The 24,972-nt window shown below is 67.8% G+C and carries 24 protein-coding genes and 1 riboswitch; of the genes, 12 read left to right on the forward strand and 12 right to left on the reverse strand.

The features are described from left to right. Nucleotides 1-17 precede the first annotated feature (17 nt). From EEB19_RS23110 to EEB19_RS23120, 3 genes are all read right to left on the reverse strand, one after another. Nucleotides 18-1,022, reverse strand: a complete 1,005-nt coding sequence (locus tag EEB19_RS23110) for a C40 family peptidase (protein ID WP_187589696.1) — start codon at nt 1,020-1,022, stop codon at nt 18-20. Between the two features lie 222 nt (nt 1,023-1,244). Next, nucleotides 1,245-1,949 (reverse strand): C40 family peptidase, encoded by a 705-nt coding sequence (locus EEB19_RS23115; RefSeq protein ID WP_187589664.1) that lies wholly within the window; start codon nt 1,947-1,949, stop codon nt 1,245-1,247. 14 nt (nt 1,950-1,963) lie between these two features. Next, nucleotides 1,964-2,143: riboswitch (cyclic di-AMP (ydaO/yuaA leader) on the reverse strand. 108 nt (nt 2,144-2,251) lie between these two features. After that, nucleotides 2,252-2,536 carry a hypothetical protein gene (locus EEB19_RS23120; protein ID WP_187589665.1) on the reverse strand — a complete coding sequence of 95 codons (285 nt, stop codon included), beginning with the start codon at nt 2,534-2,536 and terminating at the stop codon, nt 2,252-2,254. A gap of 188 nt (nt 2,537-2,724) precedes the next feature. Here EEB19_RS23120 and EEB19_RS23125 point away from each other — a divergent pair, with 188 nt between their 5' ends. From EEB19_RS23125 to EEB19_RS23135, 3 genes are all read left to right on the forward strand, one after another. Continuing rightward, nucleotides 2,725-4,482, forward strand: a complete 1,758-nt coding sequence (locus tag EEB19_RS23125; protein WP_187589666.1) for a DEDD exonuclease domain-containing protein — start codon at nt 2,725-2,727, stop codon at nt 4,480-4,482. A 71-nt stretch (nt 4,483-4,553) separates the two neighbouring features. After that, the gene (locus tag EEB19_RS23130) at nt 4,554-4,844 is read left to right on the forward strand and encodes a hypothetical protein (protein WP_187589667.1); all 291 of its coding nucleotides are present in this window, start codon (nt 4,554-4,556) and stop codon (nt 4,842-4,844) included. A gap of 5 nt (nt 4,845-4,849) precedes the next feature. Beyond that, a complete protein-coding gene (locus EEB19_RS23135; RefSeq protein ID WP_187589668.1) occupies nt 4,850-5,128 on the forward strand; it encodes an Lrp/AsnC family transcriptional regulator in 279 nt (92 codons plus the stop codon). A gap of 25 nt (nt 5,129-5,153) precedes the next feature. Here EEB19_RS23135 and trpD read toward each other — a convergent pair whose 3' ends face one another. Both trpD and EEB19_RS23145 read right to left on the reverse strand, forming a co-directional pair. Next, nucleotides 5,154-6,227 (reverse strand): anthranilate phosphoribosyltransferase, encoded by a 1,074-nt coding sequence (gene trpD / locus EEB19_RS23140; protein WP_187589669.1) that lies wholly within the window; start codon nt 6,225-6,227, stop codon nt 5,154-5,156. 25 nt (nt 6,228-6,252) lie between these two features. After that, the gene (locus EEB19_RS23145) at nt 6,253-6,759 is read right to left on the reverse strand and encodes a hypothetical protein (RefSeq protein WP_262365870.1); all 507 of its coding nucleotides are present in this window, start codon (nt 6,757-6,759) and stop codon (nt 6,253-6,255) included. Between the two features lie 135 nt (nt 6,760-6,894). On the opposite strand from EEB19_RS23145, the gene EEB19_RS23150 reads away from it, so the two are divergent. The 5 genes from EEB19_RS23150 to EEB19_RS23170 all read left to right on the forward strand — a co-directional run bounded on the left by EEB19_RS23150 (nt 6,895) and on the right by EEB19_RS23170 (nt 12,919). Beyond that, nucleotides 6,895-7,506, forward strand: coding sequence for a heme-copper oxidase subunit III (locus EEB19_RS23150; protein ID WP_187589670.1), 612 nt, complete (start codon nt 6,895-6,897; stop codon nt 7,504-7,506). A 58-nt stretch (nt 7,507-7,564) separates the two neighbouring features. Beyond that, the gene (locus tag EEB19_RS23155) at nt 7,565-8,497 is read left to right on the forward strand and encodes a cytochrome c (protein ID WP_187589671.1); all 933 of its coding nucleotides are present in this window, start codon (nt 7,565-7,567) and stop codon (nt 8,495-8,497) included. After that, nucleotides 8,494-9,654: a ubiquinol-cytochrome c reductase iron-sulfur subunit gene (locus tag EEB19_RS23160; RefSeq protein WP_187589672.1), complete on the forward strand. Its 1,161-nt coding sequence runs from the start codon at nt 8,494-8,496 to the stop codon at nt 9,652-9,654. Before EEB19_RS23155 ends, EEB19_RS23160 begins: the two co-directional genes overlap by 4 nt. Next, nucleotides 9,651-11,270, forward strand: coding sequence for a cytochrome bc complex cytochrome b subunit (locus EEB19_RS23165; protein ID WP_187589673.1), 1,620 nt, complete (start codon nt 9,651-9,653; stop codon nt 11,268-11,270). Before EEB19_RS23160 ends, EEB19_RS23165 begins: the two co-directional genes overlap by 4 nt. Nucleotides 11,271-11,395: 125 nt before the next feature. Beyond that, nucleotides 11,396-12,919, forward strand: coding sequence for a bifunctional phosphatase PAP2/diacylglycerol kinase family protein (locus tag EEB19_RS23170; RefSeq protein WP_187589674.1), 1,524 nt, complete (start codon nt 11,396-11,398; stop codon nt 12,917-12,919). Between the two features lie 62 nt (nt 12,920-12,981). On the opposite strand, the gene EEB19_RS23175 is transcribed toward EEB19_RS23170, so the two are convergent. Both EEB19_RS23175 and EEB19_RS23180 read right to left on the reverse strand, forming a co-directional pair. Then, nucleotides 12,982-13,398 (reverse strand): cytochrome c oxidase subunit 4, encoded by a 417-nt coding sequence (locus EEB19_RS23175; protein WP_187589675.1) that lies wholly within the window; start codon nt 13,396-13,398, stop codon nt 12,982-12,984. Continuing rightward, nucleotides 13,395-14,522 carry a cytochrome c oxidase subunit II gene (locus EEB19_RS23180; protein WP_262365871.1) on the reverse strand — a complete coding sequence of 376 codons (1,128 nt, stop codon included), beginning with the start codon at nt 14,520-14,522 and terminating at the stop codon, nt 13,395-13,397. The genes EEB19_RS23175 and EEB19_RS23180 overlap by 4 nt, the downstream gene beginning before the upstream one ends. 298 nt (nt 14,523-14,820) lie before the next feature. On the opposite strand from EEB19_RS23180, the gene asnB reads away from it, so the two are divergent. Beyond that, nucleotides 14,821-16,746 carry an asparagine synthase (glutamine-hydrolyzing) gene (gene asnB / locus EEB19_RS23185; RefSeq protein ID WP_187589677.1) on the forward strand — a complete coding sequence of 642 codons (1,926 nt, stop codon included), beginning with the start codon at nt 14,821-14,823 and terminating at the stop codon, nt 16,744-16,746. Nucleotides 16,747-16,797: 51 nt separating this feature from the next. On the opposite strand, the gene EEB19_RS23190 is transcribed toward asnB, so the two are convergent. From EEB19_RS23190 to EEB19_RS23205, 4 genes are all read right to left on the reverse strand, one after another. Next, a complete protein-coding gene (locus tag EEB19_RS23190; RefSeq protein ID WP_187589678.1) occupies nt 16,798-17,769 on the reverse strand; it encodes a carbohydrate kinase family protein in 972 nt (323 codons plus the stop codon). A 118-nt stretch (nt 17,770-17,887) separates the two neighbouring features. After that, on the reverse strand, nt 17,888-18,247 hold the full coding sequence (locus EEB19_RS23195; protein WP_187589679.1) for an iron-sulfur cluster assembly accessory protein: 360 nt from the start codon (nt 18,245-18,247) through the stop codon (nt 17,888-17,890). After that, on the reverse strand, nt 18,244-19,299 hold the full coding sequence (gene rarD, locus EEB19_RS23200) for an EamA family transporter RarD (protein ID WP_187589680.1): 1,056 nt from the start codon (nt 19,297-19,299) through the stop codon (nt 18,244-18,246). Before rarD ends, EEB19_RS23195 begins: the two co-directional genes overlap by 4 nt. A gap of 6 nt (nt 19,300-19,305) precedes the next feature. Next, nucleotides 19,306-20,391: a glycerate kinase gene (locus tag EEB19_RS23205; RefSeq protein ID WP_187589681.1), complete on the reverse strand. Its 1,086-nt coding sequence runs from the start codon at nt 20,389-20,391 to the stop codon at nt 19,306-19,308. Nucleotides 20,392-20,479: 88 nt separating this feature from the next. Here EEB19_RS23205 and EEB19_RS23210 point away from each other — a divergent pair, with 88 nt between their 5' ends. From EEB19_RS23210 to EEB19_RS23220, 3 genes are read left to right on the forward strand one after another with little or no spacing between them, the layout of a single operon-like run. Next, nucleotides 20,480-21,169, forward strand: coding sequence for a DUF3043 domain-containing protein (locus EEB19_RS23210; RefSeq protein WP_187589682.1), 690 nt, complete (start codon nt 20,480-20,482; stop codon nt 21,167-21,169). A 5-nt stretch (nt 21,170-21,174) separates the two neighbouring features. Then, on the forward strand, nt 21,175-23,058 hold the full coding sequence (gene cobT / locus EEB19_RS23215; protein ID WP_187589683.1) for a nicotinate-nucleotide--dimethylbenzimidazole phosphoribosyltransferase: 1,884 nt from the start codon (nt 21,175-21,177) through the stop codon (nt 23,056-23,058). 9 nt (nt 23,059-23,067) lie between these two features. Continuing rightward, nucleotides 23,068-23,844 carry an adenosylcobinamide-GDP ribazoletransferase gene (locus tag EEB19_RS23220; protein WP_187589684.1) on the forward strand — a complete coding sequence of 259 codons (777 nt, stop codon included), beginning with the start codon at nt 23,068-23,070 and terminating at the stop codon, nt 23,842-23,844. 4 nt (nt 23,845-23,848) lie between these two features. Here EEB19_RS23220 and EEB19_RS23225 read toward each other — a convergent pair whose 3' ends face one another. Then, nucleotides 23,849-24,955 (reverse strand): branched-chain amino acid aminotransferase, encoded by a 1,107-nt coding sequence (locus EEB19_RS23225; RefSeq protein ID WP_187589685.1) that lies wholly within the window; start codon nt 24,953-24,955, stop codon nt 23,849-23,851. Nucleotides 24,956-24,972: the final 17 nt, after the last annotated feature.

Below are 24,972 nucleotides of genomic sequence, written 5' to 3' on the forward strand. Positions count from 1 at the left end.
CCGCGACGACGCGTCACTCAGTACCGGCGAGCAGAGTTGAACGGGCCGGCCTCGTCGATCGGCACGACCTTGACCGGCACACCGAACGTGGACGCGTGGATGACATAGCCGTCGCCGACATACATGCCGACGTGGTGGGCATCCGGGTAGTAGATGATCAGATCGCCGGGTTTCAGATCGCCGCGGCCGACGGACTGACCCGAACCGTTCTGCGCCTCGCTCGAGCGTGGCAATGTCTTGCCGGCCTGGCGGTAGGCCCAGACCATCAGGCCCGAGCAGTCGAAGGAACTCGGTCCGGTCGCGCCCCACACGTACGGGTCGCCGATCCTGGTCAACGCTGCCTGGACCGCGACGAGCGCCGGTGAGGTGCCCTTCGGCACGAACCGCGGATCGAAGTCGAACTTGGGTCCGCGCAGCGCCGCGAGCTGCTTGCCGGTCATCGACTCGTAGACGGCGCGGATCTGGATCGCCTGCAGCTGCAGGTTCGCCTGCTTGGCCTGCAGTTCGCCGCGGGTCTTCTCCGCAGCAGCGACCGAAGCCGTGGCCTCGGTGGCGGTCTTGTCGGCGGCGGCCTTGGCGGCCAACGTGTTCCGGCGGGCGTCCTTCAGGCCTTTGAGGTCTGTCGCGGCCTGCCGGGAGATCAGCTCCAGCCCCGACATCTGATCGAGCAACGACTGCGGCGAATCGCTCACCAGTACCGCGTAGAGCCGGTTGACACGAGCGCCCTTGTAGCTGGCACGCACGACCGAGTCGACACGCCCCTGGTAGCTCTCGAGTCGCTGCTGGGTCGTCACCAGGGTGCGGTCGGCCTGTGTCGACGCCTTCTTGGCGGACGCGACGATCTTGCGCTGCTTGTCGTACTCGATCTGCGCGTTGTGCATCGCCTCGGTCGACTTCTCGGCGTCGTCGCTGAGCTTCTTGTACTGGACCAAGAGCTGATCCGGCGTCCGCACCGGGGCAGCGCCGGCGTCACCCGCACCCGCCGACGACCCGAACTGACAGAGCCCGACCACCAGTGTCATCACCGCGGCCACGAGCACTGCGGGAACCGACCGCTTCCGCGCGGCCGACAATCCGGTAACCACGGTTGTCACTTCTCCTCTACCGCTTTCCCCCACGATCATCCGGTGAAGGGATGACCCGACTGCGATCATCTTCCCCGTCCGGATGATGTGTGCGGGCGGATCACGCAGATTTCGCGTGATCCGCCCGCACAGAGCTCACTTCGTGATCGGTCACCGCGCTCAGTAGCGACGGATACCGGTCAGATCCCAGTTGTTCACCTTGTCCCGCTTGACCGGGACACCATAGGTGGACGAGTGGACGAACGTACCGTTGCCCGCGTAGATGCCGGCATGGCCGCCGCCGTTGAAGATCAGGACGTCGCCGGGCTTGGCGGTGGCGATCGAGGAGACCGGGGTACCGCCGCCGAGCTGGCCGTAGCTGTCGCGAGGGATGGTCTTACCGGCCTGCTTGTAGGACCAGTAGACGAGTCCGGAGCAGTCGAAGGCATTCGGACCGGCCGAGCCGTAGGAGTACGGCGATCCGATCTTGCTCTCCGCAGCGCTCACGGCCTTCTCGGCCGGAGTCGGCGCAGGCGCGAAGATTCCGCCGCCGCCCTTGGGCTGGAACTGCTTCGGGATCTGATCCGGGTTCAGACCCGGGATGGTGAACTTGCCGACGTTCGGGATGTCGACATCGGCACCCTGCTGTGCAGCCGGGGTGCTCTTGGCGACCGGAGCCGCCTTCTTCTCCTGGAACTGCTGGGGGATCTGCTTGGTGTCGACCCCAGGAAGCTCGAATGTGCCGACATTGGGCACGTGAACCGGCGCTGCGAGCGCCGGGCCGGCGACTGCGGCGAGCGAACCGACGGTGATCGACCCGGCCACCACCGCACGCTTGGCAACCTTGCTGCCGCGGTTGGGCTGTTCCAAACGATGTTTGGCCACGAAGCGACTTCTCCTTGCTCTCCCTCGACCGCCGACCGAGTTAGCTGTCGGGTTCGGGCCGGAAGAATGGCCCTACACAGGTGTCACGACGACGTCTGACCGTCGTCGGGCACGCGCGATTCACCCCAATTCGGATCGCTCCGAAACTGATGGTTCCCCGGTTCGCCCAGCGGGCGATTGAGCGGTGACCTATCCAGACCACTCCTGTTGGAGCGGGACGCTCTGCAAAGGTCTCGGAAAGGTTACGAAATCGAATGCGGGTCTGTCCACCGACGTGAGAGCGGCGACGACGGCCGAGTAGGTCACCCCGCGCGGAGAATACGCAGCGTTTGGCCTGACAAATGGCCCTGAACTGCGGTTTTCGAGTTTCTTGCAGATACTGCAGCGGAACTGGACGCCATTGCAGCGGCGACGAAGACATCGATCGCCGCGTCGATCTCGGCATCTCCACGGACGTTGGGTTCCGTGACCTTTCCTCCACCTTGGACCTGCGGGTTTCCACCGTTCGGCGCATCGAACAACACCTGCATCATGCACCCGTCGCAGGCGACCGGACGGCCCGGGCAGGTCTGGCAGTCGACGTACATGTGTGATCTCCATCTCAGTTGCGTTCGGGCGGTTTGCCGACCCCCTGCCGATGGCCGATCGGCATCGGGGACCACATGGATGGAGAGTAGGAACGGGTACCGACAGATTGACGTCCACAACGGGCGAACCCCCACTTTCCCGCGTGCCACATCAGAACCTGTCGTAACATCGAACTAGTGTTCGGTTCGTGGTTCTCGCGACGCACTCGACCGGTGGACAGCTCACCTTCGCCGATCTCGACAGCGGCGGCGATGACTACACCGATCGGTCGTTGTTCGACACCACCCTCGTCATCGTCGACCTCGAGACCACCGGGGGCAGTGCGACCACCGATCGGATCACCGAGATCGGAGCGGTCAAGATCCGCGGCGGTGAGGTGATCGGAGAGTTCGCCACCCTGGTGGATCCGGGTTGTCGGATCCCACCCCAGATCGTCACGCTCACCGGCATCACCGAGGCGATGGTCAGTGACGCACCGGCCATCGCCGAGGTGCTGACGTCGTTCGTGGAGTTCGCACGCGGCTCGATCCTGGTGGCCCACAACGCCCGGTTCGACATGGGGTTCCTCCGCCAGAACGCGGCGCGCCTCGACATCGACTTCCCGTTCACCGCGAGCTTGTGCACGGTGGCGATGGCACGCCGGATACTGACGCGCGACGAGGCGCCCTCGGTCCGGCTGTCCGCTCTCGCGGACCTGTTCGACGTGGCCGTGCGTCCCACCCACCGCGCCCTCGACGACGCCCGGGCCACCGTCGAGGTCTTCCACCGTCTCCTCGAACGCGTGGGCAACCAGGGCGTCGGCACCTATCGCGAACTGACTGCCTACCTGCCCCGCTCCGACCCGCGACTGCGGGCGAAGCGAGGGCTCGCCCGCGACCTCCCGGCACGCCCCGGGGTGTACCTCTTCCGGGGGCCGTCGGACGAGGTGCTCTACGTCGGGACGGCGGTGAATATCCGCCGCCGCGTGCAGTCCTACTTCACCGGCAGCGATCCCCGACGGCGGATCGGTGAGATGGTCGAGCTCGCCACCCGCGTCGACCACGTCGAGTGCGCCCATGCGCTCGAGGCCGGGGTGCGCGAGCTGAGGCTGCTCTCCGCCCACGCTCCGGCGTACAACCGGCGCTCCACCCAGCCACACCGGGGATGGTGGATCGTCCTCACCGCCGAGCGTTTCCCGCGTCTGAAGGTCTCGCGCACCCCGACCGAGGACGCGGTGGGTCCGATCGGCAACCGCACCACGGCCGCCACCATCGCCGACGTGATCGGCTCGGCCGGCGGATTACGCAGCTGCACGACGCGCCTGGGCTCGGCATCACATCACTGGTGCCGATCCGAGGAGGCGGGTGGTCCGCGGATCGGGGGCTGCTACGCGGCGTCGGACCGACCGTTGACCGTGCCCGACTACCTGCCGCGGGTGGCCGCCGTCCGCGACCTGCTCGCCGGTGACTCCGACATCCTGCTGAGTCGGCTCACCGACCGACTCGTCCGACTCGCCGACGCGCAGATGTTCGAAAGTGCCGCGCGGCACCGGGATCGGCTGTCGTCGACGATCGACGCACTGGCCCGATGCCAGCGACTGTCGTCGTTGTCCCGCATCGGCGAACTGGTGGTGGCGCGTCCCGACGGCGAGCGGGGATGGGAACTCGCGGTGATCCGACACGGTCGTCTCGCCAGCGCGGGCGTCGCGCGGCGCGGGATCTCGCCGATGCCCGTGGTCGCCACGCTCACCGCGTCGGCGGAGACCGTCCTCCCCGGGCCCGGTCCGCTGCTCGGCGCACCGCCCGAGGAGACCGCGCTGCTGTTCCGCTGGGTCACCGAACCCGGCGCCCGAATCGTCGCGACGACCGATCCGTTCGCCCTGCCCGCCGCATGCGCGGAGCGATGGACCGACTGGTCCCAGAACGCGCGAGCGGCCCGTGAGGTCCCGCGTCGTCGGGCCGGATGACGGGTGTCGAGAACCGGCCGACGCACCGCTGTCGATGCACCGCTCCCCATGCACCGCTGTCGTTCGCCGGCATGCCCGGGATCTCGCCCGTCGTGCCCTGGAATCCGCCGACCGTGCCCGGGATCTCGCCGATCGTGCCCGACGAGCCATCGAGCAACCCGCGCAACCCGCTCGACACGACCCGGGTCGCTTGGTGGCAGACCCGGTCGGCCAAAGCTCTCAGCACTCGGTCGGCGAGAACTCAGGACCCGATGGGCGCGAAACCGGGCACGATCGGCGAATATCCGGACCCGGTCGTCGAGCCTGCGGGTGTGGTGGACGCGTCGGTGCCGCCGATGGGTGTCGGGCGAGCACTACTGTGACAACCATGATCACCGCCATCGTCCTGATCCACGCCGATGTCCACCAGATCCCGGAGACCGCGCAGGCGGTCGCCGACATCCCCGGGGTGTCCGAGGTGTACTCGTGTGCCGGCGACGTCGATCTGATCGCCAAGATCAAGGTGCGCGACCACGAGCAGATCGCCGACGTGGTGACGGACAAGATCAACCGGCTCCCGGGTGTGACACACAGCGCCACCCACATCGCGTTCCGGAGCTACTCCAGCTCCGACGTCGAGGGCGGGTTCTCGATCGGCGAGGAGTGACCCGCCACCGACGATGACGGACGGGTCAGCGTGCGGCCGCGAGCTGCGTGCTCAGGGCCGCCCAGCGCTCCAGGACGCGGGCGGCCCCGCCACCGTCGATGACCTCCGCGGCCCGCTCCATGGCGGCGCGCATCGCGTCGGCGAGTCCGGCGTCGGTCATCGGAGCCGTCTGTTCGAAGGCGACGATCGCTCCCGCGGCGTTCAACAGGACGGCGTCCCGGACCGGGCCGGTGGTGCCGGCGAGGAGATCGCGGGCGATGGCGGCGTTCACGGTCGCGTCGCCGCCCTGCAGGGCGGCGAGTTCGACGGTGTCGATGCCGAGGCTCGACGGATCGAGCGAGAGGCGGGTCACGGTCCCGTCGATCACCTGCCACACGGTGGAGGTCGTCGTCGTCGTCAGTTCGTCCAGACCGTCGTCACCTCGGACGACCAGCACCGCGTTGCCGCGTTCGGCGAACGCCTGGGCGAGCACGGGCGCGAGATCGACGAAGGCACAGCCGATGAGGCCACGCTGAGGTCGGGCCGGGTTCGTCAGCGGGCCGAGCACGTTGAATACCGTCGGGATGCCGATCTGACTGCGGGGCGGGCCGGTGAACCTGAACGCCGGGTGGAAGACCGGGGCGAAGCAGAAGCCGATACCGACCTCGTCCACACACCGCTCGACGTCGGGCGCGCCGAGCGAGATGGCGACGCCGAGGGCCTCGAGGACGTCGGCGCCGCCGCTCTTCGACGACGCCGCCCGGTTGCCGTGCTTCACGACCGGGATCCCGGCTGCCGCGATCACGATCGAGGTCATGGTCGAGATGTTGACGGTGTGCGAACGGTCGCCCCCGGTACCGACCACGTCGACGGCCGGACGCGAGACGTCCACCAGGGTCGCGTGATCGATCATCGCTGCGGCCAGCCCCCGCAGCTCCGCCGGCGCCGCGCCCTTCATCTTCACGCCGACACCGAACGCGGCGATCTGTGCACCGGTCGCGGCGTCACCCATGATCTCGTTCATCGCCCAGGACGCCTCCTCGACGGTCAGATCGATGCCGTCGGTGACGCGACCGAGGATCTGCGGCCAGGTGAGAGAGGAGGTGTCTGAGCTGCTCACGGTCAAAACAGTAGTGGGCGGGCCGTCATCGGCGCTCCACCGGTCGCTGCAGCACCTGCCAACGCACCACCACGCCACCGTGACGCGAACCCAGACTCGCCATCCGGGAACGCTCCTGCGAGAGATGGACCGCGTCGAGCAGCTGTCCGCGGGCCAGGATCACGACCTCGAGGTGTGGTTGCGCGGCCGGCACCCACACCGCATCGTCGACGACTCTCTCGTAACCGTCGAGACCTCCTGTCGCAGCAGCGTCGTCGGCACGTTCACGCGGGATCAGGAGCACATGCCGCAACACCACCTCCTCCTCGGGGCGCCACCCGGATGAGGCCAGAACCGCGGAACTGGCCGCAGCCTCGTCGTCGGACTCGGCGACCACCACCAGTCCGGGCTCGCCGACGACGATCGGCTCGTCCGTCCCGCGGCCCCGAAGTCGTTGTCGCAGACGATCCCAGCGTCCCGCGCGCACCGGGCGCCCGTTGAGGTCACGGGGCGCGGAGGCCGGCCTCCCGGGCACGTTTCCGTCGTCGTTCACCCACCCAGGAAACCACGCGGGCGGACACGCCGACGACGACGTCGGCAGGGCCCCCACCTGGGTCGGGAGAAATAGTTCGGTCAATTTCGAGACCCAAGTGGTCAGCGCTTACTACGAACCGTCATACTTCACTTTGTGACTAGCGCTGTAGGTACCTCAGGAACAGCCATCACCTCGCGCGTGCACTCGCTGAACCGGCCCAACATGGTCAGCGTCGGCACCATCGTGTGGCTGTCCAGTGAGCTCATGTTCTTCGCTGGGCTGTTCGCGATGTACTTCGTCGCGCGCGCCAACTCCTCTGTGGGTTGGCCGCCCGAGCCGACCGAGCTGAACCTGACATTGGCCATCCCGGTGACGACGGTCCTCATCCTGTCGTCGGTGACGTGTCAGATGGGTGTGTTCGCCGCGGAGCGTGGGGACGTGTTCGGTCTGCGTCGGTGGTATCTGCTGACCTTCTTCATGGGTGCGTTCTTCGTCGCCGGCCAGGCGTACGAGTACTACCACCTGGTGCACGAGGGCACGACGCTCAGCTCGAGTGCGTACGGCTCGGTGTTCTACATGGCGACCGGCTTCCATGGCCTGCACGTCATCGGCGGTCTCGTGGCCTTCATCTTCCTGTTGATCCGCACCAAGCTCTCCAAGTTCACTCCGGCGCAGGCCACGGCCGCCATCGTGGTGTCCTACTACTGGCACTTCGTCGACATCGTCTGGATCGGTCTCTTCGTCACCATCTACTTCATCAGGTAGCTCGGCCCGCCCGGCAGCAACCTGCACAACAGTCCGTCCGCTTAGTAGAGAGTCACAGATGAGTTCATCTCCACCGCGACCGTCGGATAGCGACGACGTGGACGCCACACAGGACACCGGTGTCCCCACGTCGGGTCGGCCCACCTCGGCGCGCAAGGCGAAGTCGCGACGCAAGATGCGTCGCCGTGCCAGCGGCACACTGCTGCTCCTCGTCGGTCTGCTGACCGCAGGCGTGCTGGCGTCGATCCTGACGCCCAAGCCCCAGGTCGCCGTTGCCGACGAGTCCAACGCGGCCCTGATCAGCGACGGCAAGAGGCTCTACGAGACCTCGTGCATCACGTGCCACGGAGCCAACCTCCAGGGTGTTGCCGACCGCGGTCCTGCCCTGCTCGGCGTGGGCGACGCGGCGGTCTACTTCCAGGTGTCGACGGGCCGCATGCCCGCCGCTCGCGGCGAGGCCCAGGCCGCGCGGAAGCCACCGAAGTTCACCAAGGCCCAGATCGACCAGCTCGGCGCCTACATCCAGTCCGAGGGTGGCGGACCGCAGGTCATCTACGAGCGCAACGCCGATGGTTCGGTGAAGATGGAGGACGGTCTGCCCGTCCTCGCCCAGGAGTCGCTCCGCGGTAAGAACCTCGGTCGCGGCAGCGAGCTGTTCCGCCTCAACTGCGCCTCGTGCCACAACTTCACCGGTCGCGGCGGCGCGCTGTCGTCGGGCAAGTACGCCCCGCAGCTCGACGGCGTCAAGGAGCAGCAGATCTACACGGCGATGCTCACCGGACCGCAGAACATGCCGAAGTTCTCCAACCGCCAGCTGTCGCTGGAGGAGAAGAAGGACATCATCGGCTTCATCAAGTACGTCACCGAGTCCAAGCCGCAGGGCGGCTTCTCGCTCGGCGGCTTCGGCCCGGTCAGTGAGGGCATGGTCATGTGGGCTCTCGGCGTCACGGCGATCGTCGCCGGCGCCATGTGGATGGGATCACGGCAATGAGTGCAAACGACGGTAAAGACGTTCCGTCGAAGGACGACCTCGACCAGATGAGCAAAGAGGATCTGGTCAAGCTCGGTACCAATCTCGACGGTGTGGAGATCATCCACCGCGCCGAGCGGTTCCCCGAGCCGGGCACCGGTGTCGAGAAGCGCGCCGAACGCCAGGTCGCGATCTGGTTCACCATCGCGGGCATCTCCGCGCTGGCGTGCTTCGTGATCTTCATCTGGAACCACTGGGAGTTCGCACTCCCCGACTCCGTCGACTACTGGCGCTACACGATGAACACCCCGCTGCTGGGTGTCACGTTCGGCCTGTCGGTGCTGTCGATCGGCATCGGCATGGTGCTGTTCACCAAGAAGTTCATCCCGGCGGAGATCTCGGTCCAGGACCGTCACGACGGCGGCTCGGCCGACGTCGACAAGAAGACCATCGTCGCCGAGCTGGACGACTCGCTGACCACGTCAACCCTGCCGCGCCGCAAGATGATCCTCGGATCGGCGGCCTTCGGTCTCGGTGCATTCGCGTTCACCGGACTGATCGCCGGCGTCGGCGGGTTCATCAAGAACCCGTGGGCGCAGCGCGAGGACGCCCCGCTGTGGCACACCGGCTGGTCCCCCATCTACAACCCGGCCGACGACCCGAACGAGACCGTCTTCCTGCGTCGTGACACCGGCAACCCCTACCAGGTCGCCCTCGTGCGTCCGGAGGATCTCGACGCCGGCGCGATGGAGACCGTCTTCCCGTGGCGGGTCTCCGACGGTTACGGCGAGACCGAGGAGTCGCGTCACAAGCTCATCGAGGGTCTGCGCTACGTCAGCAACCCGGTGATGCTCATCCGCCTGCGTCCCGAGGATGCCGCCCGTGCCATCAAGCGCAAGGGCCAGGAGAGCTTCAACTACGGCGACTATTTCGCCTACACGAAGGTGTGCAGCCACCTCGGTTGCCCCACGTCGCTCTACGAGCAGCGCACCAACCGCATCCTCTGCCCCTGCCACCAATCGCAGTTCGATGCCCTGGAGTACGCGAAACCGGTCTTCGGTCCGGCTGCGCGGGCACTGGCACAGTTGCCGATCACGGTGAACAATCAGGGATACATGGTCGCAGCAGGCGACTACATCGAACCCGTCGGACCGGCATTCTGGGAGCGTAGATCATGACCATCGCCGACCGTCTCGCGACGCAGGCCGAAGAGGTCGACTCGCGTTACCACCTGTCTCCGGGTATCCGGCGGCAGATCAACAAGGTGTTCCCCACCCACTGGTCGTTCCTGCTGGGTGAGATCGCGCTCTACAGCTTCATCATCCTGCTGGTCTCCGGTGTGTACCTGACCCTGTTCTTCGATCCGTCGATGAGCGAGGTCGTCTACGACGGCGCCTACCAGCCGCTCAACGGTGTGATGATGACCCGCGCCTACGAGACCACCCTGAACATCTCGTTCGAGGTGCGTGGCGGTCTGTTCGTCCGGCAGATCCACCACTGGGCGGCGCTGCTGTTCGCCGCGTCGATCATCGTGCACATGGCGCGCATCTTCTTCACCGGCGCATTCCGTCGTCCGCGCGAGGCCAACTGGATCATCGGCTGCCTGCTGCTGATCCTGGCGATGTTCGAGGGCTTCTTCGGCTACTCACTGCCCGACGACCTGCTCTCGGGCACCGGCGTCCGCGCCGCCATGAGCGGCATCGTGCTGGGCATCCCGCTGATCGGCACCTGGATTCACTGGGCCCTGTTCGGTGGCCAGTTCCCCGGCGACATCATCATCCCGCGCCTGTACGTGATGCACATCCTGCTGTTCCCGGGCATCATCCTGGCGTTGATCGGCGCGCACCTCGCGCTGGTCTGGTACCAGAAGCACACGCAGTTCCCCGGCCCGGGCCGCACCGAGAAGAACGTCGTCGGTGTCCGCATCCTGCCGGTGTTCGCAGTCAAGTCGGGTGCGTTCTTCGCCATCACCACCGGCGTGCTGGCCATCATGGCGGGCATCTTCCAGATCAACCCGGTCTGGGTGCTCGGCCCCTACAACCCGGCACACGTGTCCGCGGGCTCACAGCCCGACATCTACATGATGTGGACGGACGGCCTCGCCCGCCTGATGCCTGCGTGGGAGCTCTATCTGGGCAACTACACGATCCCGGCGATCTTCTGGGTGGTCGTGGTCATCACGATCATGTTCACGGTGATGTTCGCCTACCCGTGGATCGAGAAACGGCTCACCGGCGACGACGCGCACCACAACCTGCTGCAGCGCCCCCGCGATGTGCCGGTGCGGACGGCGATCGGCGCGATGGCCCTGTCGTTCTACATCATCCTGACGTTGTCCTGCATGAACGACATCATCGCGTTGAAGTTCCACATCTCGCTGAACGCGACGACCTGGATGGGCCGTATCGGTCTGATCGTGGTGCCGCCGCTGGCGTACTTCATCGCCTACCGGTGGGCACTGGCCCTGCAACGCAGCGACCGCGCGGTCCTCGAGCACGGCATCGAGACCGGCATCATCAAGCGGCTGCCGCAGGGTGAGTACATCGAGATCCATCAGCCGCTCGGCCCGGTCGACGACCACGGTCACCCGATCCCGCTCCCCTACGAGGGTGCGGCCCTGCCGAAACGCATGAACAAACTCGGTTCCGCCGGCGCACCCGGCACCGGATCCATCCTCCTCGAGGACCCGCCGGAGCAGCAGGAGCGCAACATCGAGCGCGAGCACGAGATCGAGAAGGCCGAAAAGAAGGCCCTCCGCGAGCTGCAGGCCAAGGGTGGAGACCCGATGAGCTGATCCGGCTGGAGATCATCTGTTCCCCAGATCGGCCGCCGTCGCCCACCGCGACGGCGGCCGATCTGTGTCTGGGCGCCGCGGCTCGTCGCAGCACGCGCCCCGCCGGGAACACTAGGATCGGATCAATGAGATCATCCCGACGCTCACTGCCCGACCGATTCGCCTGGGACTCATCGGGTTTACGCCAGATCACAGGCGGTCTCGGCACACTCGACGCGGAGATCTTCTCCACGATCGCGCGCTCCGACTCCCCGGCCCTCGATGCGACCATGCCCCAGCTGTCCCGGGCCGCCGACCATTCGAAACTCTGGTTCGCCATCGCCGGTGCCATGGCACTGAGCGGCCGTCCGGCGCTGCAGCGTGCAGCGGGCCGCGGTGTGGTGACGTTGGCGGTCACCAGCCTCGTCACCAATCAACTCGCCAAACGCGTCCGAAATCGCGCCCGGCCGACGGCGGCGTCGGTACCGCTGGAACGGCGCAGCAGACGGCTGCCGACGTCGAACTCGTTGCCGTCCGGCCACTCCGCCAGCGCAGCTGCGTTCGCCCTGGGAACAGGGATCGAACACGGGCCCACGGGACTGATGCTCGGCGGACTGGCCGGATTGGTCGGGCTGTCGCGGATCGCCACCGGCGTGCACTATCCCGGCGACGTCATCGCCGGATTCGGGATCGGGGCGTCGATCGCGGTGATCGGTGCGCGCCTCGTCCCGCCGATCACCGAGCACACCGTCGCGGTCCCCTCCCCCAGCCTCGTCCCGGCCACACCACGACCCCGAGGTGCGGGAGTGGTCCTGGTGGTCAATCCGGCATCGGGGTCGGGTACCGGACGACGGGTGCTCGACGAGGTTCGCGCCTCGCTGCCCGAAGCCGAGATCGTGGAGGTCGGCGACGGCGACGACATCGCCGAGCTCCTGCAGGATGCGGCCGGACGTGCCGAGGTCCTCGCTGTCGCCGGTGGTGACGGCACCGTCGCGACGGCGGCGCACATCGCGATGGACGCCGACCTTCCGCTGGCCGTGTTCGCAGGTGGAACCTACAACCACTTCGCTCGTGATCTGGGTGTCCCGACGGTCGCCGCCACGGTGACGGCGCTGGCCGAGGGCACGATCCAGCGTGTCGACGTCGCGGTGCTGAACGACCAGACCGTCATCCTCAACACCGCCAGCATCGGCGCGTACCCACACTTCGTCCGCACGCGGACGAAGTTGCAGCACAAGCTGAGTCGGCCGCTGGCGACAGCGGTCGCGATGACCTCGACGTTGCGTCGGACGAAGCCGGTGCGCATCCGCGTGGACGGTCGGATCATCGAGACGTCACTGTTCCTGCTAGGCAACTCCCTCTACCGTCCGTCCGGTTTCGCCCCCTCGCGACGCATCCGCCTCGACGACGGACTTCTCGACGTGCGGGTCCTCGAGGTGGGCCACCGCTTCGCACTCACCCGATTGCTGGGCTCGCTGGCCACCGGCCGACTCGAACGCTCGCCGCTGTACCACGAGATGCAGGTGCCCCAGTTCTCGTTCACGGCGGTCGACGACCCTGTCGTCGTCGCCCACGACGGCGAGATCGGTGAGACGTACCGGGAGGCCACATTCCGGGTCGCCTATCGGGCCCTGCCGGTCTACGCACCGGCCCCGCGGCGCGGACGCTGACAACAACGACAACGGCCGCACCCGTATCGGGTGCGGCCGTGGTAGTCGACGTGGTCCGGAGGTCAGTGCTTCTCAGGACCGACGTGGTATTCGAAGACGAGTCCCGCGGCGGTGCCCATGATCACCAGCGCCGAGAAGATGGCGAACCAGAAGTTGCCGGTGGCGAAACCGATGGCGAACATCGCGGCGCCGGCGGCGATGGCGATGGGCCACCAGGAACCCGGGCTGAAGAAGCCCAGTTCGCCCGCGCCGTCCTCGACCTCGGCATCCTCGTAGTCCTCGGGGCGGATCTCGACGCGTCGTGCGACGAAACGGAAGTACGTACCCGCGATGAGGGTCAGTCCACCGCTGAAGAACATGCCGGTGACACCGGCCCATTCGACGCCGCGACTCGAGAAGGCGGTGCAGATCGTGTAGACGATGCCCGCGAGGAAGAAGAACGCGGTCAGAAGTTCGAAGATCCGTGCCTCGATTTTCATCCGTTGGCTCCCACCGTGCAGTTCGACACGTTCGTGTCGTTCGCGTTGCCCAGGTTCTTCGGGGTGTCACCGTTGGTGGCCCGACGTGTGTCGAACGGCACCGTCGTCACCGACTTGGGTACCTCGCAGATCGCCTCGAGTGCCTGCGCATTCGTCGACTGCGGGTTCTGCTCGCGGTACTTGATGTACGCGTCGAACTTCTGCGGGCTGACGGCGCGGACCTCGAAGTTCATCATCGAGTGATACGTACCGCACATCTCCGCGCACCGACCCACGAACGCGCCTTCACGGTCGATGCTCTGGATCTGGAAACGACTGTCGGAGTGGTTCTGCTTCGGGAACGGCATGACGTCACGTTTGAACAGGAACTCCGGGACCCAGAACGAGTGGATGACGTCGGCGGAGGCGATGTCGAACTCGATCCGCTTACCGGTCGGCAGGACCAGGATCGGGATCTCCGTCGACGAGCCGACGGTCTCGATCTGGTTGAACTTCAGGTAATTGCGGATGTCGTCGTCGCGTCCACCGGCCGGCAGCGGCAGCGGCTCACCGTGGTGGGTGGCCTCGCTGCGGGCCTGGAGCTCGAACGGGCTGCCGTTGCGCTCGAAGCCGTCGTAGCGCGCACCGTCGGTGAACTCGACGTCGCGGTAGCCGAACTTCCAGTTCCACTGGAAGGCGGTGACATCGACGACGACCTTGGGATCCGAGGTCTTCTTCTCGACGTCGTTCTGCACGACGACGGTGAAGTAGAACAGGACCGCGATGATCACGAACGGGATCGCGGTGTAGCCCAGTTCCAGCGGAACGTTGTAGGCCGTCTGGCGGGGGAACTCGTCCTTGCCCGCCTTCGCACGGTGGAACGAGATCGTCCAGAAGATCAGGGCCCACACCAGGATGCCCATCAACAGGGCGGCGATGACCGACCAGGTCCACAGGTCGCCCATCTTCTTGGCCTCGGGGGTCACACCCGCGGGCCAGCCGAACCGCATCGCCGTCCGGGCGTCACAGCCCGACAGGAGCAGCGCACCGATGCCGAGTGCGACGAGTGCCCCGACCTGTTTGATCGTCCGCGACGCGGAACGGGCCTCTCGCGCCCGCGGTCGTCCACCGTGTGCCAATTTCACGCCTTCCCGCTCGCTCGGCCTCGACGTCCTGTCGATCCGAGTGCATGCCACATGACTCGCACAGGGCTTTCGTCGCCCGCGCCGGCCAGATCTCACCCCGCGCATGGCAATTCTTGCACCTAGTACTACGCAGCGTAGACCAACCCGGCAAAGCTTTCGTGATTGGGGTTTACCTGCGTGCGTCGCCTGTGGAGCGGTCGGCGGCGGGGCACGGCCCGCACACGTTGTCGTCGTCGTTCGTCAGGCATACTCGACCCGTCGGAAGCACGTGCGATCGTCGATAAGTGAGGCCTGTCTGGTGTGTGGTTTGCTCGGTCTGCTGACCTCGGACGGATCGGCGGCCACCGCCGTCGAGCTGGTGTCCACCGCATCCCACTGCATGCGTCACCGCGGGCCAGACGAACCCGGTACGTGGCACGACGACGACCTGGTCCTGGGGTTCAACCGTCTCTCGATCATCGACATCGAACATTCTCATCAGCCGTTGCGGTGGGGCCCGCCGGAGCAGCCGGACCGGTATGCGCTGGTGTTCAACGGCGAGATCTACAACTACCTCGAGATCCGCGAGGAACTGCGCCGCGACTCCGATACGCAGTTCGCCACCGAGGGTGACGGCGAGGCGATCGTCGCTGCCTTCCACCACTGGGGTCCGGACGCCGTGCGTCGGTTGCGCGGGATGTTCGCCTTCGCCATCTGGGACACCGAGACCCGGTCGCTGTTCGTCGCGCGCGATCCGTTCGGCATCAAGCCGCTGTTCATCGCCACCGGCCCCGGCGGTACCGCGTTCGGCAGCGAGAAGAAGAGCCTGCTCGAGCTGATCGGGCGTCTCGGTCTCGGCGACGAGCTCGATCCCCGGGCCATCGAGCACTACACCGTGCTGCAGTACGTGCCCGAGCCCGAGACGTTGCACGCTGCGATCCGCCGACTGGAGTCGGGCTGCCACGCGACGATCCGACCGGGACAGGCACCGCAGATCCAGCGGTACTTCACGCCCCGCTTCGGCGTCCGCCCGGTCACCGACGCCACCCGCCAGAAGCGCTACGACGAGATCGCCGAGGTCCTGTCGGATTCCGTCGCCAAGCACATGCGCGCCGACGTCACCGTGGGCTCGTTCCTCTCCGGTGGTATCGACTCCACCGCGATCGCGGCGCTCGCGATCCGGCACAATCCCGATCTGATCACCTTCACCACGGGTTTCGAGCGCGACGGATATTCCGAGATCGACGTCGCCGTCGAATCGGCCGAGGCCATCGGTGCCCGGCACATCGTCAAGGTGGTCTCCCCCACCGAGTTCATCGACGCGATCCCCCAGATCGTCTGGTATCTCGACGATCCGGTGGCCGATCCCGCGCTGGTCCCGCTGTACTTCGTGGCGGCCGAAGCCCGCAAGCACGTCAAGGTGGTGCTCTCGGGCGAGGGCGCCGACGAGCTCTTCGGCGGATACACGATCTACAAGGAACCGTTGTCGCTCAGCGCTTTCGACCGCCTGCCGACCGCCCTGCGCCGGCTGGCGGGACGACTGTCGGACCGCATCCCGGAGGGCACACGCGGCAAGAGTCTGTTGCATCGGGGTTCGCTGACGCTCGAGGAGCGCTACTACGGCAACGCGCGCAGCTTCGACGACGCGCGCCTGCGCGCCGTGCTCCGCGACTACCGTCCCGACTGGACCCACACCGACGTCACCGCCCCGATCTATGCGATGTCGGAGGGTCTCGACCCGGTCGCCCGCATGCAGCATGTGGACCTGTTCACGTGGCTGCGCGGCGACATCCTCGTCAAGGCCGACAAGATGACGATGGCCAACTCGCTCGAGTTGCGGGTCCCGTTCCTCGATCCCGAGGTGTTCCGGATCGCGGAGACGCTGCCGTTCGACGAGAAGATCTCCCACGGAACGACCAAGTACGCGCTGCGCAAGGCGCTCGAGCAGATCGTGCCCGCGCACGTTCTGCATCGCAAGAAGCTCGGCTTCCCGGTCCCCATCCGGCACTGGCTGGCGGGTACCGAGATGTACGACTGGGCACACGAGACGATCCGGCACTCGCAGACCGATCACATCCTGAACAAGGATGCGATCATCGCCATGCTGGACGAACACCGCGACGGCGTCGTCGACAACAGTCGCCGGCTGTGGACCCTGCTGATGTTCATGGTGTGGCACGGGATCTTCGTCGAACGCTCGATCGTCCCCGACATCACCGATCACCACTACCCGGTACGGGTGTAGTGAGAGGTCGGGTGGGGATCGCGATCCCCACCCGACCTCCCGGGTATCACGTCAGAACGCGGTCGCGATCTCCGTGGCCGCGGAATCGCCGTAGGCGTCGGCGATCCGCTTGAGCGCGAGATCGCGATCCCAGGTCCAGTCCTGCGTGGAGACGGTCTCGAGGACGAGCACCGCCACCATCGAACCGACCTGTGCCGCCCGTTCGAAGCCCAGCCCCTTGCCCAGTGCGGTGAGGAATCCGGCCCGGAAGCCGTCGCCGACGCCGGTCGGATCGACCTTCTCGGTCTCCGGGACGACGGCGACGTGGGTGCGGGTGCCGTCCTTCTCGACGATCTCGACACCGTCCTTGCCCAGCGTGGTGACGCGGACGCCGACCATCTCGGCGACCTGCGTCTCCGACAACCCGGTCTTCTGCCGGAGCAGGCCCCATTCGTACTCATTGGTGAACAGGTAGGCGGCACCGTCGATCAGCGCACGCGCCTGCTCGCCGTCGAGCCGGGCGAGCTGCTGGGAGGGATCGGCCGCGAAGGGGATCCCGAGCTTCCGGCATTCCTCGGTGTGCCGGACCATCGCGTCCGGGTCGTCGGCGCCGACGAGCACCAGCTCGGGGTCGCCGATCTGGGTCACGACGTCGGACAGCGCGATCTCGCGCGCCTCGCTCATCGCACCCGCATAGAAGGTGGCGAGCTGTGCCATCGTCTGGTCGGTGGTGCACATGAACCGGGCGGTGTGTTGCGTCTCGGAGATCCGCACGGCCCGGCAGTCGACACCGTTCGACTCGAGCCACTGACGGTAGTCATTGAAGTCGGCACCGACGGCACCGACGAGGACCGGGCTACCACCGAGCACGCCCATCGCGTAGCAGATGTTGCCGCCGACGCCGCCGCGCCGGACCACCAGGTCCTCGACGAGGAAGCTCAGGGAGATGTGTTCGAGGTGATCACCGAGCAACTGCTCGGAGAACTTCCCCGGGAAGGTCATCAGATGGTCGGTTGCGATGGAGCCACAGACAACGATTGCCACGTGTGGGACGCCCTTCGTTCTGGCGGACTGGACAGCAGTCCACGCTACCGGTGGCCTTCAGACCAGAACGACCGCACCCCCGGGGCCGGGGGTGCGGTCGTGAGAGGTTCTGGCTGCGTCAGTTGAACGAGTCGCCGCAGGCGCAGCTTCCCGTGGCATTCGGATTGTCGATGGTGAAGCCCTGCTTCTCGATGGTGTCGACGAAGTCGATGGTGGCTCCGCCGACGTACGGTGCGCTCATCCGGTCGACGGCGAGGGTGACGCCACCGAAGTCGTCGGTGAGGTCTCCGTCGAGGCTGCGATCGTCGAAGAACAGCTGGTAGCGCAGGCCTGCGCAGCCGCCGGGCTGGACGGCGATGCGCAGGGCGAGGTCGTCGCGGCCCTCTTGGTCGAGCAGCGCCTTGGCCTTGCCGGCGGCCGCCTCGGTCAGAAGGACACCGGTCGTGGTGGCGGCTCCGGATTCGTTCTGAACGGTCATCGATGCTCCTGTGTGTCTCGGGTCGGGCTCTGGTCGGAACGGACGGAACGCGGATCCGGCTCGTCCATGAGGCCACGTGCTCGCTTCAACGGTACCTCCTCCGGGTCTATTCCTGCGGAGTCTATTCCTGCCGACTCCCGGCGCCGTGCCCGCCGGGCCGCGACGACCGAGTCCAGCGTGAACACCGTCAACGCCGACCACACGATCGCGAATCCGGCCCAGCGTTCCGGTGGCATCGGTTCGTCGAGCACCCACACACCGATCACCAGCTGCATGGACGGGGTGATGAACTGTGCGATCCCGAGCACGATCAACCGGACGCGGCGGGCACCCGCCGCGAACAGCATCAGGGGCGCCGCGGTGACGACACCGGCGAGTGCCAGCAGGGCCGCGTGGCCGGGGCCCGCGTTGCCCATCGTCAGGCCGGTGGTCACCGCGACGACGACGAGTTGGACGATCGCCGCCGGGGCGAGCCAGAGCGATTCGAGGGTCAGTCCGCTCATCACGTCCACCGACGGCCCGATGTGTTTCTTCACCAGTCCGTAGAAGCCGAAGGAGAACGCCACGCAGAGTGCCAGCCAGGGGAAGGCGCCGTAGCCGACGACGATGACGATGGTCGCCAGGACGGCCAGCCCGATCGCCACCCACTGCAGGGGTCGCAGGTGTTCGCGCAGGACGAGAACACCGAGCAGCACGGTGACGATCGGGTTGATGAAGTAGCCGAGGCTCATCTCGATCACATGCCCGGTCAGCGTCGCCAGGACGAACACCTGCCAGTTCAGGTAGATCAGCACTCCGGCAACGGCCGTCCAGGCCACCAGGCGGCGGTTGCCGAGGATCGTGCGCAGCCGCAGCCAACCCCCCACGAGCGGGATCAGGATCACGTAGAACACCAGCGACAGCAGGATTCGCCAGGCCACCACCTCCCACGGCCCGGTCGGTTCGAGCAGCACGAAGTACAGCGGCAGGAATCCCCACAGGAGATAGGCGCCGACGGCGTAGGCGCCGCCGGTCAGAGCGCGTGCCCGTGGTGGCTCGTCGCGGTCCGTCACCGACGGTCACACGGCATGTGTCGCGACCTCGTGCCCGTCCCAGTCGGCGGCGACCTGCTCGGCCAGACGCGACAGCTGATTGTCGGCATCGGCCATCGCGAGTTCCACGGACCCGGCGACGTCGACGATGGCGTGCGCGCCCGCGATACCGGCGGCGACGATGTCCTCGGTCGGTAGCGTCACCTGCCCGGCGAACACCAGGGTCGGGATGCCCGCGGCGCCGGCGGCGTCGTTCAGTGCCGACACCACCTTGCCGCGCAACGTCTGGGTGTCGAATCTGCCCTCACCGGTGATCACGAGGTCGGCGGCCGCGACGTCGGCGGCCCGGTCGGTGGCCTCGGCGACGACGGTCGCGCCGGACACCCGGCTCGCACCCAGAGCGAGGAGCGCCGCGCCCAGACCTCCGGCGGCGCCCGCCCCGGCGTCGGCGGTGACGTCGCGCCCCGCCATCGCTGTCAGCACGCGGGCCCACTGCCCCATCCGCTCCTCGAGGCGCTGCACCGTGTCCGCATCGGCGCCCTTCTGCGGACCGAAGACCGCCGCGGCACCGAGCTCTCCGAGCAGCGGGTTCTCGACGTCGGAGGCGGCGACGAGCGTCACCCCGGCCAGCCTGCGCACCGCCGCATCCGGTCCGCCGAGCGCCTCGACGAGTCCGTGGCCCCCGTCGGTCGTCGCCGAACCTCCCAGGCCGACGACGACGGTCCGGGCGCCGGCGTCGACCGCAGCACCGATGAGTTGGCCGACACCGGCGGTGTCGGCGGCGAGGGCCGTGCGGGGGGTCGGTCGGCCGCCGAGCTGATGCAGCCCGCAGGCCTGCGCGCACTCGATGTAGGCGGTGGGCGGCGTCGAACGGTCGTCGTACAACCAGGTGGCCGTCACCGCCGCACCGAGCGGACCGGAGACGGTCGCGGAGCGACGTTCACCGAAGCGGGAGGCGAGGACATCGACGAATCCGGGTCCGCCGTCGGACTGCGGCGCCGAGCGCACGTCGTCGTCGGGACGGGCCGCCGACCAACCGCGCGCGATGGCCGCGGATGCGTCCACCGCCGACAGCGTGTCGCCGAAGGAATCGGGGGCGATCAGAACACGCATGTCGGGCTCTGCCGGGGATCGGTCATGGGCACGAAGTATAGGGAGGTCGGAGAACCTCGGCAGCGCGGAATCGCCTACCCTCGAAGGTGTGAAGTTGCCATGGAAGTCCAACGATGCGTCTCTCGCCGAGGACGCCGACACCACTGTGTCGGACCCGGCCGACGACGACGCGTCCACCACCACCGTCGACTCCAAGGGCACCGCCTACACCCCCGGCAAGGGTCGCGCGACTCCGTCCCGTCGCGACGCACAGGGCCGGCGGCGCGGTCCCGTCGCGCCGCCCCCGACGACCCGGTCGGAAGCGCGTGCCCGGAAGAAGGCACTGAAGTCGTCCCTGTCGCGCGAGGAGAAGCGCAAGATCTCCGACGACCGCCGCACGCAGCGCACCGAGCAGCGCGAGCGGATGATGGCCGGCGAGGAGCGCTACCTGATGCCGCGCGACAAGGGACCGGTCCGCCGGTTCGCGCGGGACATCGTCGACTCGCGACGCAACTTCGCCGGGCTGTTCATGCCGTTCGCGATCGTGCTGATCGTGGTCATGTTCGTGCCGTCGATCGCGGTCTACGCGAACTTCGTCCTGCTGGTCTTCGTGCTGTTCATGGCGATCGACGCGGTCATCCTCGGCCGTCTCGTGAATCGCCGTGTGCGCGAGCGCTATCCGGACACCGACGCCACCCAGACCGGCTTCCGGCTCGGTTGGTACTCCTTCACCCGCGCCATGCAGCTCCGCATGATGCGGGCGCCGAAGCCGCAGGTGTCGCCGGGCGACGAGGTCTGACACCGGTGGCGTCACGGGGGACACACGCCGACGAACACGCGAGGACGGGGACGCGCACGCTGGTTCTCGGCGGGGTGCGGTCGGGCAAGTCCGATCACGGTGAACGCCTGCTCCGCGGGCACCCACGCGTCCGCTACGTCGCGACCGGACCGACGACGTCGACCGATGCCGACTGGGTGGCCCGTGTCGCCGCCCACCGCGAGCGACGGGACGACCGCTACTCGACGGTCGAGACGATCGACGTGGCCGACACGTTGCGCGACGATCCCACGACGGCCACCCTCGTCGACGACCTCGGCAACTGGCTCGCCGCGCAACTCGATGCCGTCGGCGGCTGGGGCGACCAGCCGGTGGACCTCGGCGATCTGCGTTCCGAGATGTGTTCTGCCGTGTCCGCTTTCGACGGTGACCTGGTCCTCATCAGTCCCGAGGTCGGACTCTCCGTGGTGCCGCCGACACCGGCGGGGCGCCGCTTCCAAGACGAACTGGGCGCGCTGAACGAGGCCGTCGCCGCGGTCTGCGATCGCGTGGTGCTGCTCGTCGCCGGCCGGGTGCTCGAGCTCCCTGCCGACACCGACAGCACTGTCCCGCGGTCCGCGACGTCCCCGACACCCGCCACCGCGCCGTCGGAGATCACCCCGGCGTCGACGGCAACCCAGATCCCGCCGACGGCACCCACGCCCGCACCGACGGCAACCACCCAGGCCCCTACTCCCCCGCTCGCCGCGACCGCGGTCGGATCACCTGCGGTCGGATCGCCCACGATCGACCCGACCGACGCCGAGGTCTTCGGACCGATCGAGCCGCCGGACACGGCGATCGCGATGGAGGCCCGCGAGCGACAGCTGACCCTGACCAAGCCACCCGGGTCCCTCGGCCGGCTCGAGGAGCTCGGGGTGTGGCTGTCGTCGTGCCAGGGTGTGTGCCCCCCGCGGGAGGTGACCGCTCCCACGGTCGTGGTGTTCGCCGGTGACCATGGTGTCGCGCATTCCGGCGTCTCCGCCTTCCCGCCGGAGGTGACCGCACAGATGGTCGCCAACATCGCCGCGGGCGGGGCCGCCGTCAACGTCCTCGCCCGGCGTGCCGGCGCCACGGTGCACGTCGTCGACATGTCCGTCGATGCGGACACGCCTCCCGAGGTCTCCCGGTACAAGGTCCGCCGTGGCAGTGGTGATCTGCGCACCACGGACGCCCTGACGATCGGACAGGCGCGCGAAGCCCTCGCCGCCGGACGCGCGATCGCCGACGATCTCGTCGACTCCGGTGCCGATCTGCTCATCGGCGGCGAGATGGGTATCGGCAACACCACCCCGGCCACGGTCCTGATCGGGACGGTGACCCGGCGTGAACCCGTCGAGATCGTCGGACGCGGAACAGGAATCGACGACGCCGGCTGGATCCGCAAGACCGCCGCGATCCGCGACGGCATGCGGCGCGCGCGACGCCATGTCCACGATCCGCTCTCCCTGCTCGCCACCGTCGCCGGCGCGGACCTCACCGCATTGGCGGGATTCCTCGCCCAGGCCGCCGTTCGGCGGACACCGGTCATCCTCGACGGGATGGTCGTGACCGCCGCGGCCATGGTCGCGAACGAACTGGCCCCGGGCGCGGCGCGGTGGTGGGTCGCCGGGCATCGTTCGGTCGAGCCGGCGCACACCATCGCACTCGACCACCTCGACCTCGCGCCCGTCCTCGATCTCGAGATGCGCCTCGGCGAGGGCAGCGGCGCCTTGGCGGCACTGCCGCTCGTGGCGTCGTCGGTCGACATCATGAGGTCCATGGCGACCTTCGACGAGGCCGGCGTCAGCGACGGCGCGGCCGCCGCCGACGACACAACCGATGCGATCGCGCGCGGTCAGGGCGACGCCGTCGTCACCGGCGCACACTGACCCACGACGATGCTGTCGCCGGCCCGAGCCGTCTACGTCGCGGTGAGCTGGATGACGGTTGCCCCCGTGCCGCAGCCGCGGATGCCGATGGACCGGTCCGTGGGCGCGGCGGTGATGACCGCGATCCCGGTGGTCGGCATCCTGCTCGGCGCCGGCGCCGCGGGCCTGGCTGCGGCGATGTCGACGACCGATCTGCCCGACGCGATGATCGGCGCGCTGGTCGTCGTCGCGCTCGCGCTGGCCACCCGCGGCATGCATCTCGACGGCCTGGCCGACACCGCCGACGGCCTCGGATGTTACGGCCCGCCGGAGCGCGTCGCCGAGGTGATGCGCAGCGGCCCGGCAGGACCGTTCGCAGTCGCCACGGTGACCGCGGTGATGATCGTCCAGCTCATCGGATTCGGCTCCTTGATCGGCCAACACCGGTGGTACGAGCTTGCTCTCGCGATCGCCCTGGGGCGGATCGTCGCGGTGATCGGGTGTCGTCGCCGGCTGTCCGCCGCACATCCGACCGGCTTCGGCGCGCTCGTGGCGGGCACCCAGCACGTGTCGGTCATCGTGTGGACGGTCGTGGCGTCGGCCGCCGGCTTCCTGTGCGGGCTGTCCCCCGAGAGCCTCGACGTCGGCGCCGCCGTCCAGGGTGTCGTCGTCACCGCCGTCGTGGTCGTCGCGGGGTGGTGGTTCACCGCCCACTGCGCACGCCGGATGGGTGGGATCAACGGCGACGTACTCGGCGCAGGGATCGAACTCGGTGTGACCGTGGCGGTCGTCGGCCTGCTCGTCTGAGCGGTCAGGCCCGGTACAGCTCGGTCATCCAACCGTGGGTGTCGGCGAAGGTACCTCGCTGGATGCCGGTGAGGGTGTCGCGCAGGGCTTGGGTGACCTCGCCCGCGGCGCCGTCACCGATCAGGTAGTCCTCGTTGTCGCCCTTGACGCGACCGACCGGCGTGATGACCGCCGCGGTACCGCAGGCGAAGACCTCGGTGATGTCGCCCGACGCAACGCCCTTGCGCAGCTCCTCGGTGGTGATACGACGTTCCTCGACGGCGAACCCGGCGTCGGTTGCCAACTGCAGCAACGACTCCCGCGTGATCCCTGGTAGCAGCGACCCGGACAGCTCCGGAGTCACTAGACGGGCGTCGGCGCCGGAACCGAAGACGAAGAACAGGTTCATCCCGCCCATCTCCTCGATGTACTGGCGCTCGACGGCATCGAGCCAGACCACCTGATCGCACCCGTGCGACGTCGCCTGTGCCTGCGCCAGGAACGCGGCCGCATAGTTGCCGCCACACTTGGCGAAACCGGTGCCACCCGGGGCGGCGCGGACGTATTCGGTGGACAACCAGACGCTCACCGGCTTGATCCCGCCGGAGAAGTAGGCACCGGCCGGCGAGGCGATGACGGAGTAGATGTACTGATTCGACGGCGCGTTCACACCGAGTCCCGCCTGCGAGGCGAACATGAACGGCCGCAGGTAGAGGGCTTCCTCACCACCGGCGGCGGGAACCCATTCGTTGTCGGCGTCGAGCAGGACACGCAGGGAGGCGATGAAGTCGTCGACGCCGAGCGGGGGCATCGCGAGACGTTCGGCCGAGCGCTGCATCCGCAGTCCGTTGGCCTCCGGCCGGAACGCGGCGATCGAACCGTCCGGCTGGCGGTAGGCCTTCAGACCCTCGAAGACCTCCTGGCCGTAATGCAGGACCATCGCCGACGGATCGAGGGCGATCGGCGCGTAGGGCCGCACCTGCGCGTTGTGCCATCCACGGTCCACGTCGTAGTCGACCATCACCATGTTGTCGGTGAAGTACTTGCCGAAACCGGGTGCGGCGAGGATCTCCGCACGACGATTCTCCGACACCGGGTGGGGATGCTCGGTACGCGTGAACTGCAAGGTCATTGGGCAATCGTACCGCC

This window comes from Gordonia sp. OPL2 (genome assembly GCF_003797825.1).
Lineage (GTDB): Bacteria > Actinomycetota > Actinomycetes > Mycobacteriales > Mycobacteriaceae > Gordonia.